The following is a 17640-nucleotide window of genomic DNA, read 5'->3' as shown; positions in this document are numbered from 1 at the left end:
AGGAAGCCTCGATGCCAAGTTTAAAATATATTCCCGATCAAATTATGTGGCATGATGGTATGTTATTATCACCTCAACATTTTCAACAGGCATTTAAAAGATGCGAAAATATCATTCGCTATCACAATTATGAATCATCTCCCTATCCGTTCGGAATAAAAAACTTTGCGATCGATCAAACATCTTTTGCGTCTGGACTGTTTAAAATCGAAGAATTGGAATGTATTTTTCAAGATGGATTAGAATATTATTACAATTCAATTTATGATTCAAATCAGGTTCAATTAGACCTCAGTAAATATAAAGAGCATTTAGAAAGTAAAACATTAACTCTGTATATCAGCATTCCTAAAATACAAAATAAAAATAGCATTCTAAATAACACATATTCTCGATATAAAGTTGCAAATATTGATAATATTGCATTTGATGAAAATACCGGTGAAGATGAAATTCCTATTCCAAGGGTTAGACCAAATATTTCACTTTTATTTGAGCATGAGCTCACACAACATTATATATCTCTTCCTTTATTAAAAATTTATCACGAAAATAGTATTTATAAATTAAGAGAGTTCTCACAGCCATCAACGAAAATCACAAAAAAATCTGCTGTTTGGAAAATATGCCATTCTATCTGTATGACTCTTCGCTATAAAATTCAAGATATCATAGAAACTCTGCAAAAATTTAACAAAATGCATGTAAATACAGAATTACTCGATCGCATTGAAACCTTAAAAAGTATGAAAAGTTGCTTACCACGTCTTGAAGCATGCATACACTCAGAACAAATGCATCCATTTATATTATACCTTGAAACATATTCTGTTGTATCAAGCATATTAGCAAATGAAATTTATGAAATGCCTGCTCCATTAATTGAATACAATCACTACGATAATTTATCATGTTTTATAAAATTAAAAACAATTTTAAATGAATACTTAGAAAAAGAAATTCCAAGCGACTTTAACATAACTAAAGCTGTTAAAATTGATAATAAATTTACTTTATCAATTCATAAAGGAGCTTTAGGAGTCAATGACGAATCACATTTCTTATTGGGCTTTAAGAAAAGTTCTGATATATCCCAAATCAACTTCTTAAACTGGATTAAATCTGCAATTGTTTGCGAAGAAGAGAATTTTGAAATTCTCTTAGAAAGAAGAGTTTTAGGATTACAAAGAACTCTCATTGAAAAATACGAAAATTTAATACCTCAGAAAAATATTTATCTTGTTCGCGTAAAGCTCGACAAAACGCTTAAAGAAAAATTAAACATAATAATTTCTCCAAGTATAATTGATAATACCGAATTTTCTCCCGATGAAATTCTTATATATACAAGGAAGAAAATATGACTCTTTTACAAAATTACGAGTGCCCCATTCTATTTACACAAGAATGTATTCTAGAAATTCAAAATATTATCAATGCCATTGATTTATCAATGGAGAAATTAAATGATAGTGAAAATTCTAAAGAAATAAATTCTTACACATTTGAAGAGGCTGAAATTATCAAAATTTCAACCAGCCTCTGTGAATGCATTGGAAGGAAAATAGACACTCTGAAAAAGCATAAAAATTATGATAGCGAAGTCATTAATTTATTACATTTTGCACTTATTGCTCTCGCTGATGAAAAACTCATTACCAAAAATTGGCCTGGCAGAGTTTACTGGCAAAATGAATCACTTGAAAAAAAAGTTTTCCAAAGTCGTTCAGCAGGTGATATCTTTTTTGACAATTGCAAAAAAATACTGACAAATAGAGATTATAAATTTAGAAATCTGTCGTATTGCTATTATCTATGTTTATGTGCACGCTTCAAAGGGAAATACCACTCAAGTGACAATCAAAGTGAAATAAATCGCATTAAAAACTCACTCTATAATTTTTACGGTGAAAATAATATTGAAATTAAATATGATTTTGATGGTGTCATACCTCAATCATCCTTACTTATTAAAACAAATTCAGAAGAAAACCAAAAACAAAGAAAATTTTCACATTCCCTACTTTTAATTAATTTTATTTTAGTATCAATCTTTCTTATTAGTTCATTTTATATATGGTTTAATAATACAAGTATGATATCAAAAGGGATAAATTTTTTAACAAATTTTTAGATGGACGCATACCATGATTTTTGTAATGGTCTATATTTTATTCTGCATAACCTTACTTTTTTTTCTGTGCATTATTTTGTTTAGAATCTGGAATCCAGATATTTCAATATTTATTAAAAATGAAAAAATAAAAGAGTTTATATTTGATAGGTTTTGGTTTTTTGAAAACAAAAACCTATTACAAAAAAAGAATATATTTTTTATTGTCAGTAAAAACTCTTCTGAATTATACCATCAATTAAGTGTCGCAAAAAATATAGATAAGAAATCTGTTTTTGAAAAACCTTTTTCAGACTCAAAAAAGCCTTTTGAAAAAGTTGAATTAGATGATTCAATCTTACTCTTCTTTCATGAAAATCTTTTACAAAGCGATGATGAAAATCAAATACAACTAAGCAGAAGATTACGCTATAATTTATACAATATATTAAAAATCAGAAAAAATAAGCTTATTGATGGCATCATATTTTTTCCGCACAATGAAATATTTACTAACACTCAGACAATAAATAGCAATCTTAAACAAGAGTCTTTTTTATATTCACAAATTGTTAAAAAAGTTTGTAAATCTCTTAATGCAAAAATTCCAATATTTTTTATAGATAACTCTGAGATTAAAAATCCTCCGCCATTGCATTTACTTAAAGATGAAAATGAGGAGTGCGTTAATTACAACTTTGGATTTTTTCACAAATCTTCAAATAAAACAGAAAAACTCAGTCGAGAAATTAAAAATAATATTGAAAGTTGCGTCAATTCATTAGAGTCGCAAATGCAATATTTTTTGCAAAAATCTGAAAACGAAACCCAAACTCAAATCATTTTATTTTTCTATCAATTAAAGCTCGGAATTATCTCTTTTTCTAAAAATTATTGTGACTATTTCTATAGAAATTTTAATATTAATGAATCATCAATGATCAACTTTCATTTTATTCTTAATTCAAAATCCTTCTATAGCGAAAATAATTCATCTATTTTTAATATATTTGAATATATTTCTAAAAACTTAAAGGGAAACTCTGATTTCTCGAATAACTGTATTAGAAATAAAGTTTATAAAAATTATATTTTTAGTGCCGTTACAGCTGCAAGCGCTTCTTTTATAATTTACGCACTTTATGCATCTAATCATTATTTGTTTAATAGATCAAAATTTTATATTAATAATTTTGCTAAACTAGACAATTTTATTTCTCAATACTCGGAAAATCCAAAATCATTAACGAATTTAGACGATCTAAAAACACAATCCTGTGAACTATTTAATACGGCCAATCAACTGAATCATGTATCACTTTACTATCCATTAAATTTTCCATCGTGGAATTCAAATTTGGGTTATACTCTTGACCAAAATTTTGATTCTACTTTGACAAATTTTTTCAGTAAACTCATAATGAAAAACTTCAATTCAAAAGTTAACTCATACCTTTCACAAAATAGTGCAAATCATTTAGCTTTTATAGAAGATACATCTTCAATATTAAGCCAAATTAACACCTTTGTTGATGAAAATGAAAAACTGACTGAAATATATTTAAATATATTATCAAGTGAACAAGGCAAAACAACAGAAGGTCTTTCTTTAGCAGCAAAGTTTCTATTTGGAATTGACTGTATTAAAAATAAACAAAATTATTTTTTATTTCAAAATGTAGAGAGAAATAAAATTGCTGACCTTATAAACGTAGATTATAATTTTTTCAAGCGACAGTCACAAGCAATTCTTAATGAGCATATTCAAAAATATTTTAATACTATTATAAAAAATAATGATGTTTATCTTTCTGTAAATAAAATAAACTCAGATCTCATCCAACTCAAAAGTCTTAAAAAATCTGAGGTTATTGGCTTTTCTAAAACGTTAGTGAGTGACATAAACAGTTTGCAGCATTCTATTTTAAAAGGTCAACTCGATTTTCAGAATCTGAATTCATTTTTTGGCAATAATTTTTATAATATGTACAAAGAAGTCGAAGATAACCCTACATTTGGTAAAGAAATATTTGAAAATATAAATTCAATTGCAGAGGAGCAATTTAAGCAGATTAAAGCTAAAATCACAAGTATTACACCCCTTGGAAATAGCTTTCCAATTGTAGTGCTTAAAGAGAGTTCTTTTTCTGTCAATCCAATGCTTATTAAACTCTCTGACTCGTTAGAGAAAATGCATCAAGTTTTTGATTTAACTGATCAAAATAATATAGCAACATATTCAAAATCTTTTTCTACAGATCTAAAATCGATTGCACTTAATTTACCTACAAACGCTCTCTGGTCAATTGATAATATTCAAAGCTTGCTACAAAGAGGCCTTATTTTTAATTCAGCCACATCACAAATAAACAAACTCCAATATCCAAAAGAACTTTCCGATTTATTCGCCAATATTGAAGAAGAATTGAATGAAAGCTTTTGGAGTAAACAACTGCCAACAAGTCTTCAAATTTTTGATATGAATGAAAAAAGCAAAAGTGATTACGATCAATCACTGGATCCCTATATTCAAAATATTCAGCTCTCTACTCCTGTTCTAAAAGGAATTTCAAACCTTTTATTACAATATGAGCAAAATGACACAAATACATATTTAAGTAGTATTATTAGACAACAAATCGACCGACAATTGAGTAAATATAATGAAATATTAAATTCAAGCTCATTTTTTTCACCTATTTATCCTGACTTTAATTGGTGGGATGGAGAATCATCTCCAACATATAAGGCATTTAGTGTCACCAGTGATGAAGATTTAAAACTTTATTTGAGCATCCAACGAGACTCTCTCAAAAAGTTTTTTAATAAAAATATTACACCTATTTTACAAGCTAAGAGTTTATTTTTCGGTAATTCTGATAAATATGTAGGCGATAGTAAAATTACTGATAATTTTAATCTTATTCAAAGTTCACTTGACTCATCTACAAAAGGGACAGCCTTTAATGAATTGCAGGGATTTTTTATTAATTCACTTTTGCCATTAAGAACAAGCAATTGTGCCATATTTATTTCTAAAGGATTGGATTCTTTTTCAAAAAAAGATTTCTTTTCAATTAAACAAAATAACTTATATCATACCCTAGCTGAAAGATGCCAAAAGCTCCTCATAAAACAAGCATTGGCAAATTTTGATCGATTTGCAGATAACTATAATTCAGCAATATCCGGAGAATTTCCTTTCGGAGAAAGTACAAATTCAAGAGAATTCGCTTCGCTTTCAGATATAAATTTTGTTTTTTCCGTTTATTCTCAACTCAAAAAACAAGATCTATCAATCTTACAAAAATACAGCACTCTTTATAAAAATAGAGTCGACATTCAAAAGTTTGTTAAACATATGGATATTTTACAAAACTTTTTTGCTATACAATTAGATAAAGAAGGAAATCCTCTACCAGTTACCTGGAATGTTGAGTTTGCTTTCAGAACAAATTCAGCAAATGAAATTCTCGGCAATCAGATTATTGATTGGTCATTGCAATCTGGCAATCAAATTATTGGTTCAAGACAGGGTAATAACACAAAAGGAAGTTTTTCATGGAATTATTTACAACCTCTGCAATTCTCAGTAAGTTTAGCGCAAGGATCTAAGTATTCTTTGCAACAATATAATTCGGATAAAAATGTATTTATTTCAAATAATACAGCATTCTTTACAATTAAAAATAGATGGTCATTATTAAAATTCATTGAGGATTATGCTGATTGTCCAAAAAATCATTATTGTAACAAAAATGATTTAAAATTTGATTTGCCTGTAAATTCTAAAAAGATAATCCGTTTTTATATCTCTCTTTATTTAAAGAACAAAAATGGAACCCGCATAAATTTCCCGAAATTTCCAAAATTTGCTCCTTACTTATTAAAAAGTTCAGAACAAAAAGGAACATAAATAAAGCAAAGGCTGCTCTATGTCGAATACTAAAAATTTTATTTACTCACATTCTGAAGCTGTATTTACAAAAGGGCCTTTTTCAAGTGATATCATTATTGAATCATTTGATATATTAGATGATGAAATATCAAATTTATATACTATCAATTTGCTGATTCACTCAGCTTCAATTAATGAAAATTTAGAAGATTTTCTTAGTAAATTTGTCTCTTTTAAAGTTAATTTTGCATATGACAAGGTCCCTGTTCGTTTTTTTTCAGGAATAATCACGGAGATCAAATTAAATGCCTTTAAAAATCAAGAAACACCTTCTCAATTCATAATAGTCATTAGACCTTATTTATGGCTTTTAACACTTAGCAATGGCTTTAGAGTTTGGAATAAAATAAATTCTGAAGAAGTCATTAGCAACGTACTGAATTTATATAAGAAAAAATTTGACGACTTCAAATTTAGTTTTAAAATTTTTATGCGTGATTCCCTAATTAAAAGAATAAATACTGTTCAATATGGAGATTCTGATTTTGACTTTATTTGTAGACTTATGCATGAAGATCATTTGAACTTTTTGATTATACAAAATGAGCAAGGTAGCGAATTAATTATCACAGATAACATAGAAGATTATTTTAATAAAAATAAAGATTACGAAGAAAAAATTATTACACAGATAATAGATGGAAATCAAAATTTATTATCTGAAAATTTAAGTAACTTACATTCTACCGGATATGAACATAAAATCTCTTTAAAACATAATAAAGTAGCAGTAATGCACTGTGATTTTAAAAATATTAAATCTGATTATGGTAAGAGTATTAAGTATGGAGAAACTTCGACAAATAAAGTATTTAGTAAATGGACTTTATTAACACATCATCAAAAATCAATCGATCCTCTCGACCCTATTCAAGCTTTTGCAATAAAAGAAATGGCAAGGAAAAATTCTATTCATAATAGACTTATTCTTCAATGTTCTCAGCCAAATCTTCTTATCGGTAAAAAAATATCTCTTGAGTACAATACAGATTCTAATAATTCTAAAAAAATCTTTATTAACTATCTTAATAAAAAAGAGTTTAGAATTATGTCTATACAACATAATTATTTGAAGAAAAATTATACCGCAATTAAAAAGAAAGAGATAAATCTTAATAATCAAGAAACACCCTATAGGGCAACAATCACTGTTATTCCAATTGAAGACAAATTTATTAAAGACTTTAATCCTGATAAAAAAAATATTCCGCTTGCAACAACTGCATTCGTCTATGGCCAACAAAATGAAGATACTAAAATTGAATCCCCCATGATGATACCTGTTTCGTTCTTCTGGCAACCTAAGGAAAAAGACTCAGAAACAAATTGCTCTCCTTTTATTATGGCTCGTTTATCACAAGTTTGGGCAAGCCAAAATTCGGGAGCATTTTTCATACCCTCCCCTGGAGATGAAGTTTTGATTATTTTTGAAGATGACATTGATTCTCCAATTATTGTTGGTTCATTATATAATAGCTTAAATAAATGCCCATTTTTAATTGATGAAAATGATGCGAAAAAACGAAAAATGCGGGGCTTTGTTGCAGGAAATGAGGAAAATCTTGTACTTCATTCAAAAGATTTTACGTCATCTTTTGATTTTAGTGAGAAAGAACTTTTACTTAATATTAAAGAAAATTCAAAACTCAATATTGATGAAAAATCCTTTGCTATCAATATTAAAGAAAATTCAAAGCTTGACTTAACCGATGAAGGAAAAGTTACACTTAATTCTAAAAACACTGATTTTGATATTCAGGAAAGATTGAAAATCAATACAGATTCTACAAATGTAACAGGCCAAAAATCAATTCAATTGAATTCAATGAGAATTAAGAAATAAAAAAACTGTTGTGAGATCTCTGATCCATGAAAATAAAAAAATTATCTTAAGTAAATTAATCTTGCCATTGAGAGTTTATATATGGCTCTTCTTCTGAAATATTTGAGCTCTCAATATTATCTTGGCCAAAGCTATGCGCGTTAAAATCATTCTGCTGTTCTTCTTCATTTTTAAATTCACTTGAATCATTCTGCATATTTTCAATGTCAGGTAATTCACTTAAAGAATCTGAGTCATTCCCTGAATCCGAAAAGATTTCATGATTGGTTCCAAAAAAATCTGCTAATAGTTTCTTTTGGTTCAAATTTATTTTTCTTTTATCCGATAATATTTCTTGAATGAGCGCTTTGGGGCCTAAAATGGAAAATAACTCATCAAGATCTGTTCCCTTAATTTCAATCAGCTCCCGTAAAATCATTCCATCAGACATTATAAAACTTGCATAGTTATCTAAATTTGTTTTATCTTCATCATTCATTTTATTTATACCTTTTTGTTCTTAGCATCTGCCTTTGAAAGACCAAGTAAAGTAAAGATTTCAGATGGTTTTGAAGTAGTTGTAAACAATTCAATAAAAACTTCATACAGTGATTTTTTTTGCCATTCGAGTGCTCTTCTTATTAAATAAGGTGATGGTGAGTGCGAATTATTTTTTAATAAATATAAATTTGCTTTCTCTATCATTGAATAAGCCATTTCAATTGAATTGATAGTCTGATTTAAACTAAACTCATTTTGCTTTGAATCAAAATCTTCTGGATTATTTTCTTCATCAGCATATTCTTCATTTTCTCTCGAAATAAAATTATCTGAAGATTGAAAATTATTATCTTCCACTCCCTTTTCAAGCTCTCTATTCTCTTCAACAAAAGTCTCTATGAACTCAAAAATTTCTTGGCAAAGTTTTATAAGAGAATCTAAACTTGTTTTTTCTCCGCAACTCTCTGCAAGATCAACAACATACTCTTCAAGTTGATTTAGAGAATGTAAAATTGAACTTAAAGACTCGTGCAGCTGCATAATATAATCTTTTGATTCATTTGCTAAAGCTTTTTTTAATTCATTCTTAATACGAATATGTTCTTCATGTCCAGTAATTACAGCTCTCTCATAATCATCCCAAGTTAGTTTTACTTCCTCAGGATTTTGCCTATTCAATGAAAAACATTTAATTACCAAAGGCATATTGACTTCAAGCCAATGAAAAGGAGATAAGCGCAATTCTAAATTATCTTCTTCGAGTGGAGGAAAAATTTCTTCCCAACTATTTACACAAAAATAAAGCATTACTTTTAATGCTAAACTCAATCCTTCAAAACCGTTGACACGAAACTGAGCTTCGATATAATAGGAACAGACAAGAAGATCTTTTGAGTTCTCTCTTAATATTTCTTCGCATAAATCTATTGAGTTTTGCCAATTTGGTCCCGAATTTTCCTTTTTCGCCCATATTCCTTCATCAATAGTGCTACTTTCAATATTTGCATTTCTTAAGTCTTTTAATTTTATTATTTTAGGATGACGCTTTAAATACTCTCCAAAGGGTTTGTCCTCAAACACCGGTAACGTCAAATAGTTTATATCAGTATTCATGTTATATTTCCTACATATTTAAATTTATATTCAATAATTAGGCACTGCAAAAGCATTAACACATTTACCACCCTCAATAATAAAATTATATTTATAATCAATATTTTTCATAACACCTCTATCAAAATTAGAAAGTATTATAATAATATTTTTTAATTCCAATAATTCTAAAACATATTTTAGGTTTTTAATTTCTTTAACATTTACAACTATTTCAACCACAATTCTATTTAAAAAAGAATAAAAGTCTGCCCCAATCATACAGCCTTTATTAAAATTTTTAGAAAATATTTTACATTTTCCAAGTGCAAATTGATTGTTATTTATGTATTTTTTCGGGTAATTTTCTAAAATTACTACTTCTTTATGAAAAAATTTTGAAAAAAAGTAGTTTATATTTTTTCTATTATTTAAATTAAAACTTTTTTCTTTCTTATTTGACATTGAATAACTATAAAGAAAATTATCTTTATTCATTTTTACTATATAATCTTGTATCACAAGTTCATTTATAAATATTTTAAGAAAATCAATAATTATTTTTTTTCTCTGACGAGAGTGTTGCGTAAAATTTTCTAAAATATAGTCAGGAATAAATAGCTTAAAAGGAAATTTAGTCTTTTTATATAAACCTTTTTCATCTTTAATATAATAACAACTTGTCGAAGAAAAAAGCATTTTTGGAGAGTAATAAACTCTCTCATATGAATAATAATTTCTAATTATATTAATAATTTTTTGATAATCTTTCTGATCTATTAAAAAATCAATTTTCTGTAAATTATTCATACTTTCTCAGCTTTAAAAACAATATAAAAGTTAAAATCACGGATATAGTTAAAATATGAATTCAAAAATGACATTAAAAAATATGTTCCGAGTGGAAACCCTGTCATTTTTGAAAATTGAAATTTATATAAAATACCTGGCACATAGTAGCTTTGATTTTTCCAAACTTGTTGAGAAAGAGTTTCTTCAGCTTCAAAACCAGTAGATTGGTTTAGCATTTGCTGGAATAAAATCTTTATAGGACTTTGCCCTGAAGATAAAATTTCAATTATCTTTCTAAAATCATAATTATTTAATGCATTTCTACTTAATAAATCTTGATTTATTTTATAAAGTAGTTTCACCACTTCGGTATTTTCATTAAGATCAAGTGGCTTTCGAGAGTATTTGGGCCAAATTAAAGACATGGATTTTTCAATTGGGAGATCATATACATTGCAATTAAAAATTGAATTAGGTTTAATTCCTTCTACCAAATGACTATTTGTACATAATCCAGATGGAAATATATAGTCAGGCACTTCTGATTTTAAATGAAGATCTTTATCAGAGTTAAGCAGTTTTAAATACAAACAGCCATTTTCGCTAGTTGTATTATTAAAAGTTCGTTTAGTTGCCCAAAAATAACCTGAACTATCATTGCTATTTCTGTGAATTTTCTTATGAAAATTTGGAATTTCTAATGCTTTTCCAGACACGGAACTATAGGCTACAACCTTATTAACTCTCAAAACTTCTATATTATTTTTCTGATCATTATCAACTCGCATACGATGCTCGTTTTGAGTGTCATTATACTTAATTGGGACTAGTTTTTTTTCAAATACATTCAAAATTGGGACGCAATTTAATCTAAAAAAAACATTATCTGTTCTAAATGAACCAGAAAAATCATCATCTATGGGTATAATAAATTTAATTTTTTTTAAAATATTTATTGGAATATTAATGTCAATTTTAAAAAATAAATACTTCTGATAGAAATTAATAAAATCAAAAAGAGGATGTAATAAATTCTCTTCACACTGGTCATAGTGACCATTAAATTGATAAATTAACTTTAAAGATTCTCTTGATAATTTTATTGGAATAGCTTCTTCATCTTTAAAGATGAAGATAGGGCTTTTAGATAAAAGTAAAGTATCAAGAATAGAAATAACTGACTGGAACTCAGAGTCAATAAATATTGATAGGTTTATATTTTGAAAGTTTTCAATAGGCAATGATGATTCAATATCAAATACAAATGCTTTTTTAAACCCATATATATCTTCTTTGCTTGTGTTTACATCAATATATCTATAATTTTTAACTTCGCAGCAAGATATATTTGTATCCTGAGTTGCAGAAAATAAACATTCTTCATCATCCACATTTTTAGAAAAAAATAAAGTATCCTTATCAATCTTAAATTGATATTTATCTTTTTTAAAAAAACTTTTTGCTGGCTGAATTTTTAATATTGTCATTCCAGGAATGGGAGAAACTAATTCTGGAAAAATATGATCAATAAAATTTATAGCGTAGTCACTCTTAGCTAGAAAAGATTTATAGTCAACTTGTGCCTTCATATATGCAAATGACTCAATAAGTCGTTCCGTTTCTGGGTCGTTACTTTTTCTATATGAAAAATCAAGAAAGGGAGCTAAATCGGGATTTTGCTGTGAAAATAGTCTGCCATTTTTTCTAAGTTCATCTAAGGTATCAATATATATTTTTAAAAAATCTTGATTGCTATACTTGCCAGTCATTAATTATAAACTCCCAAAGTGCAACACGTAATAATAAATTTACCTTTACATTTCCTTTTTGATAAACGGCATTAATAGAAAGTTTTGCTTCTTTTTTAAGTCTGTCATATAGAGAAAATTCAACATCAACATAGGAGAGTCTATTTTCAAATATTCTAAGTGATTTTTGTACAATTTGACACAATAAATCCCTATCATTTTCAGAGTCCATTGCAAAGTGTGAGAAGCTCGGAACCCCAAAATGAAGGGTATTTAATATTTGATTTTCTAAAAATTCAGATACTGACAAAGAACTACGCGTATTTAAAATATTATATATATTTCGAGTAATAGAATTAAAATCAGAGCCTTTTTGATCTTCAATAGGTGAAATATAAAATAAACTATTTAAATAACTCATAATATCTACCTAAATAAAGAAAAAGACTCTTCTAAGCTTAGATTTAAGTAATGTCTTTTGCTTCATTCTCTTTCCAAGCATTGTCACACTTATTCATTATCGAAGAACTCGCAATATCAAAGTAAAATACTTTGCTTAATGAAGATTTACCATTTTCAATTGTATAAACCCTTTGCCTTCCGCCTGGAACTAAATCACTTTTTTGATTGTTATTCGGCGAAAAGATAAAGCGGTAACTAAATGCTTCATATGGGTTTGTTTCAATTGTAAAAGTATAATTGAAAAGAGCAATTTGCTGTTTTAAAAGTAAGATTGGTTCTTTGCCTTCATTCTTCTCAATTGTACACAAATGAAATTTTGCACAAGATACTGCAACTTCAGCTTGAGTTAAAATATCTGTCATATTTTTAACAAAGTCAGCTTTATTTTTTTCAACAATTGTAGCGGTAATTTGACCATTAAAATTATCAATTTTATTTGATGCAGTTGACTTTATCAATGGGAATTCGCCGTCAATTGTACATTCAAACGATGGTGGAACTTTATATTCAATAAAACTTCCTTTTAAAAGTTTTTCAGGTAATGTTAATAAAACCTTAATATCATCAGACATGTTTTTCTCCAAATATTTTATTGTATAGTTAAGCGATTATCCTTGAGGCAGTTCAGTTACAAGCCTTAAAGAAACAGTCAATTCGTTTAAATAAAAATGTGGCCTTAAAAACATTACAGCTTTATATGCCCCCACTTTTCCTGGAACAGGTAAAATATCGACCCTTGCATCACGCAAAGGATGACAGCTTTTAATATAACTACTCGCAGAATCATCCAAAATCACATAACGCGAAATCCATTTATTTAAATATGCTTCTATCTCCCCCTGTGATGTGAAAGAACCAATTTTGTCTCGCATAATTACTTTTAAATAATGTGCAAAACGAGAAACAGCCATTAAATATGGCAACTCTGTAGATAGTTGTGCATTTGCATTTGCAAGATCATTGTCATACTCAGTTAATTTATGGATCGTTTTTGAACCAAAGAAAGTGGCTGTATCAGTTCCACGTTTATAAACTAATGATAAAAATCCAAGTTCATCTAATTCTTTTTCGCGCCTATCTGTGATGATAGTTTCAACAGGCATTTTAAATGAATTGTTACCTTCGCTATCGACAAATGGGTGATATGGTAAGCTATCAACAACACCTCCATTTTCAGCTCCGCGTATGTTTGAAAACCAACCAAATGAGCGGTAAGAATCAACCATTCTCTGCGCTAATGAAAATGCAGGATTTCCCCACAAATATTTTTCATGCTCTATTCCGTTAAGATCTTCTTCAAAATAAAATTCTTTTACAGGAATTCCATTTGGTCCATAAGGATGACGCATTATAACGCGCGGCAATGTTAAAGTAACATACTTAGAATCTTCAAGTGCTCGAAAACTTTGCCAAGAACCAAATTCAGCTGAATTAAATAAACGACCTAAATGTCTTGGTTTGTCAAGATCTTCAAAAGATTTAATATTAAAAAGATCACAACTCGCTGCTGCTATAAATGGAGCATGTGCGGCAGATGCTACTTTAGAAATAGTTTTAAGACATTCAATATCTTCAAGACCTTTTCCGAAAGAATAATCACCTACAAGAATTCCATAAGGTGTTCCACCAAATGTACCATATTCATTTTCATAAACCAATTTAAATAAACCTGAATCATCAAACTCTGCTGCAGTCTCAGAATCTTTTAAAATATCTTCTTTAGTTGCATCAAGAACACGAATGTGTAATTTATCATCAGGTTCTGCAAATTTTACTAATGATTGAAGACCTCTCCAAGATGCTTCGAGTTTTTGAAACTCTTGGTTATGAATAATTTCGTTGACTTGTTCAGAAAGAATCACATCTATATCGGCAATTCTCTCGCTGATCATATGAGAAATATTCTTTTTAAATGCCATTCTTTCTGAAATAACTTCATCAGCAAAAACTGTAAGCATTTCTTTTGCATGGCTCATTTGATCTTTATTTTTATTTAAATTACTTATTGCCAACGCTTGATCGATAACAGAAACATTAACATCTTCTAAGTTAAAAAAAGAATTCGTTTTTATTGCAAGATCTGTATTGAGAGTCATTTCATATCCTTTAGCGGCTTAGGCTTTTGCTTCAGCATCATCAGAAACTTCAGATGCATTTGCTTCAGATGTCTGCGTGCTTGTAATTTGCTTTAAAGCCTCAGGCGCCTTTAAAAATTGAATAAGAGTTTCTTCAAGTTTATCGTTACAGTCCACGCTGGTTTGCAACTCAATTAATTTTCTTCTTGTTTCAAGGAGAGTGCGTAATGAGTCGACTTTTTCAGCTATTTTTCCGGGGTTAAAATCTTCAATGGATTTAAAATTTAATTCAACTTGTTTTGAGCCCCCATCATTTTTAACTTTATCCAAAACTTTTATTTTTAATTTTGGACTAATGGATTGCACAACTGAATTGAAGTTTTCTTTATTTACCGAAAGAAATTTTTCATTCTTTAATTTTTTTGTCTTCTGGTGTAGATGCCCAGAAAAATTTGCCATCACTCCAATTACGAATGGCAGGTCTTGCTCTTTTGGATTTCCATTTACTTCAAGATCATAGGTGATTTGCACGCGTGGCGGCTTATACCCAGAAATTTTATGTTGAGTGCTCCTTGACATTATTCACATTCCTTTCATATGAGTTTCAGCCTGAACTTGCACTGATAGTTAAAAAATACTGTTGTCAGTATTCTTTTTCTATTTATAGCAAATATAATACCAATGCACTTTTGTCAAAATTAATAAATTCAATAAAATATCAATGTATTTAATTAATTAAAAAAATCATTGTTTTTATTGTTTACAATCAATTAAACATAATTGGTAAGCTATTTTCTTAGACAAAAATCAAAATCCTGAACAATACAAATCTTATTTAATATTTTTATTGTTATGTTTATAAATAAAATTTTTTTTCTTTTTATCTTTAAAATAGAACCTTCCTCTTAAATAAGAAGAAGTCCCTATTTGTTTTTATGCTCTCACAAATGACTTGCCACAGATTAAAAAATAAATTAATAATTAAATTGAGTCTGTTTTATTACTTTATTAGGAAAATTTATGAGCAAAAACTCATTATTACTCTCTGGTGATCAATTTTTTTTTGATTCTATTCAAGGAGCAAATCTTTTAATCCCTAAAGCATTATTTTTTATTACAGGTAGTGGAAATTCTGATGTTCTCAAACGAAAAATATGCGTAGAAGGAGATGAGTCTTCTGTTGTTTTACCAGGAATTCCTTATAATACTTCAACCCATAGTATTCCGGGTGTACTTATATGTAAAATTAAAAGCTTAGCTGATGATAATATATCAAAAAAAACATTTGAGCTTAATAAAAAAGCTCTCATGGTTGGCGATGGCAATGTTGAAGTTGAATATATTGTTGCAGTCCCAGCTATTCAGCCCAATACGCCACCTGTTCCAGATATAAAACCATTTTATTCAGGCAAAGGAAGTTTTAAACCTTTAATTGACATGGGAATTGAATTAGATATTTAAAGTGTTTTTAATGATTTGGATTGAGCAATTGACGGATGGCTTCGGTTGTTTTTTGAGGATCATTTTTTGCTAAATACATAATCTGCTCTTTAGGCGACATTTTATCAAAAGGAACATCCTCTTTCAACTGCACCCGACGAGCTCCTGCACCCGATCTTTCTAATTCATAATCCAACATTTCCAACTGCTCTTTTGAACGCTTATCAGGATCATACGTAAGCCATTTGAAATAAGGGCGAACAAGTGCAATGTAAATAAAAAACATAGCAGCTAAAGCAACTACAGAAAGTATTGCGGTTTGAATAAGTGAAGCTTGCCGCGCTGATAGTGAAGCTTTTTCTGCAAGAGCAAATTCATCGAGTTCAAATTGAGTTGATTCTACTGTTATAGCGTCGCGCGTTTCTTGAAAACCAATTGCATTTTTTACTAATTTCGTAATCATTTCCATTTCTTCTTTGGTACGCGGCACAAACTTACCATCAACCATTTTTCCATCAACCAAAACAGATGCACTCAATTTAGTTACGTTACCAATTGGTTCTACTATTTTACTTAAAGTCTTTTTAACTTCAAAGTTTAAATTTTCAGTGCTTGATTTCGTACTATTAGTAAGCCCACCAGCTACACCTATATCCTCACGTTCGCCAGGTAAATTGCTCTTTGCCCCCGGAACACCGGTAGGATTTAGCCCGTTGCCTTGTGATGATTGTTCGTTTCGTTGCGAAGCAATAACTGCAGTTCTTTCTGGATCAACATCAGAAATTGTAGTTTCTACCTTTTTAAAATCTACAAATGCCTGAACTTTTGAAACGACTTTATCATGTCCAACGACTCTCGCTAAAATATCTCTAATCTTTTGTTCAAGCTCTCTTTCAACTCTCTTTTGATACTCTCGCTGTGCTGATGTTACTTTATCAATGCCACCATCCTGTTCATCAGGTTGCGTGAGCATATTCCCATCCTGATCTACGATACTCACTGCTTTAGGTTCAAGCCCTTCTACAGCACGTGCAGCTAAATGAATGATCCCCTGAATTTGCCTTTGAGAAAGCAGTTTACTTGGTTTTAACTTTAAAAAAATACTCGCCGTTGGAGTTTTTTTATCTTCTGCAAAAATAGCATTATCTGGTAAAACTATGTGAACTCTACTGTTTGCAACAGGCTCTAATTTATTTATTGTTCTTGCTAATTCACCTTGCAATGCACGTAATTTATTAATTCTTTGGTCAAAATCTGACATCCCAAAAGCTCTGTCATCAAATTTTTCCCAACCCACTCCTATTCCTGAACTTGGCAGGCCCTCTTGCGCAAGTAACATACGCGCTTCTAATATTTTATCTTCAGGAAAGGAAAGAGAATCACCTTCCATTTTAAAATCTTTTATTCCTGATTTTTTTAAGTGTGCTAAAATTGCTGTTTTATCATCAGCAGATAAATTCATATATGCTGTTTCATATTTAATTGTTGGCTTCCAAAAAATAAACATAGCAAGCGCAAAGACAACAGTAAAAAGACTGAGAGCAATTGCAATTTTACGTCCTTTCGTAAGTCCAGCATAAAATGCCTTACTTTGAACGATAAATTGTGACCAAAATTGCTTAAATTTTTCTATCATT

Annotated in this window: 14 protein-coding genes; 5 read left to right on the top strand and 9 right to left on the bottom strand. The window is 29.0% G+C overall.

Annotation, left to right across the window (positions count from 1 at the left end):
- The first annotated feature begins 11 nt into the window (after positions 1–11).
- From tssK to GCL57_RS04510, 4 genes are read left to right on the top strand one after another with little or no spacing between them, the layout of a single operon-like run.
- On the top strand, positions 12–1364 hold the full coding sequence (tssK, locus tag GCL57_RS04525) for a type VI secretion system baseplate subunit TssK (RefSeq protein WP_152212090.1): 1353 nt from the start codon (positions 12–14) through the stop codon (positions 1362–1364).
- Positions 1361–2134 carry a DotU family type IV/VI secretion system protein gene (locus GCL57_RS04520; protein ID WP_152212089.1) on the top strand — a complete coding sequence of 258 codons (774 nt, stop codon included), beginning with the start codon at positions 1361–1363 and terminating at the stop codon, positions 2132–2134. The genes tssK and GCL57_RS04520 overlap by 4 nt, the downstream gene beginning before the upstream one ends.
- 13 nt (positions 2135–2147) lie before the next feature.
- Entirely contained in the window at positions 2148–6029 is a 3882-nt protein-coding gene (locus tag GCL57_RS04515) for a hypothetical protein (protein ID WP_152212088.1), read from the top strand.
- Between the two features lie 19 nt (positions 6030–6048).
- Entirely contained in the window at positions 6049–7914 is a 1866-nt protein-coding gene (locus tag GCL57_RS04510) for a contractile injection system protein, VgrG/Pvc8 family (RefSeq protein ID WP_152212087.1), read from the top strand.
- A 55-nt stretch (positions 7915–7969) separates the two neighbouring features.
- Here the strand turns inward: GCL57_RS04510 and GCL57_RS04505 are convergent, their stop codons facing one another.
- Genes GCL57_RS04505 through tssB form a run of 8 tightly spaced genes read right to left on the bottom strand, consistent with a single transcriptional unit; the run spans position 7970 to position 15142 of the window.
- Entirely contained in the window at positions 7970–8392 is a 423-nt protein-coding gene (locus tag GCL57_RS04505) for a hypothetical protein (protein WP_152212086.1), read from the bottom strand.
- A 5-nt stretch (positions 8393–8397) separates the two neighbouring features.
- Positions 8398–9507 (bottom strand): type VI secretion system protein TssA, encoded by a 1110-nt coding sequence (locus GCL57_RS04500; protein WP_152212085.1) that lies wholly within the window; start codon positions 9505–9507, stop codon positions 8398–8400.
- A gap of 30 nt (positions 9508–9537) precedes the next feature.
- The gene (locus GCL57_RS04495) at positions 9538–10296 is read right to left on the bottom strand and encodes a hypothetical protein (RefSeq protein WP_152212084.1); all 759 of its coding nucleotides are present in this window, start codon (positions 10294–10296) and stop codon (positions 9538–9540) included.
- Positions 10293–12047: a type VI secretion system baseplate subunit TssF gene (locus tag GCL57_RS04490; RefSeq protein ID WP_152212083.1), complete on the bottom strand. Its 1755-nt coding sequence runs from the start codon at positions 12045–12047 to the stop codon at positions 10293–10295. Before GCL57_RS04490 ends, GCL57_RS04495 begins: the two co-directional genes overlap by 4 nt.
- Positions 12031–12447, bottom strand: coding sequence for a type VI secretion system baseplate subunit TssE (gene tssE, locus GCL57_RS04485; protein ID WP_152212082.1), 417 nt, complete (start codon positions 12445–12447; stop codon positions 12031–12033). Before tssE ends, GCL57_RS04490 begins: the two co-directional genes overlap by 17 nt.
- Positions 12448–12490: 43 nt before the next feature.
- The gene (locus GCL57_RS04480) at positions 12491–13060 is read right to left on the bottom strand and encodes a hypothetical protein (protein WP_152212081.1); all 570 of its coding nucleotides are present in this window, start codon (positions 13058–13060) and stop codon (positions 12491–12493) included.
- 36 nt (positions 13061–13096) lie between these two features.
- Complete coding sequence (tssC, locus tag GCL57_RS04475; protein WP_152212080.1) at positions 13097–14584, bottom strand: type VI secretion system contractile sheath large subunit; 1488 nt, start codon at positions 14582–14584, stop codon at positions 13097–13099.
- A gap of 18 nt (positions 14585–14602) precedes the next feature.
- Entirely contained in the window at positions 14603–15142 is a 540-nt protein-coding gene (tssB, locus tag GCL57_RS04470) for a type VI secretion system contractile sheath small subunit (protein ID WP_152212079.1), read from the bottom strand.
- Between the two features lie 441 nt (positions 15143–15583).
- Between tssB and GCL57_RS04465 the strand changes: the two genes are divergently transcribed.
- Positions 15584–16024, top strand: a complete 441-nt coding sequence (locus GCL57_RS04465; protein ID WP_152212078.1) for a hypothetical protein — start codon at positions 15584–15586, stop codon at positions 16022–16024.
- A 7-nt stretch (positions 16025–16031) separates the two neighbouring features.
- On the opposite strand, the gene fliF is transcribed toward GCL57_RS04465, so the two are convergent.
- Complete coding sequence (gene fliF / locus GCL57_RS04460; RefSeq protein WP_152212077.1) at positions 16032–17639, bottom strand: flagellar basal-body MS-ring/collar protein FliF; 1608 nt, start codon at positions 17637–17639, stop codon at positions 16032–16034.
- Position 17640 lies beyond the last annotated feature (1 nt).

Origin of the sequence: Fluviispira multicolorata (assembly GCF_009208585.1) — a bacterium.
Taxonomy (GTDB): Bacteria; Bdellovibrionota_B; Oligoflexia; order Silvanigrellales; family Silvanigrellaceae; genus Silvanigrella; species Silvanigrella multicolorata.
The sequence above is the reverse complement of the archived record's forward strand: the minus strand, read 5'-3'. Positions and strand labels throughout refer to the sequence as shown.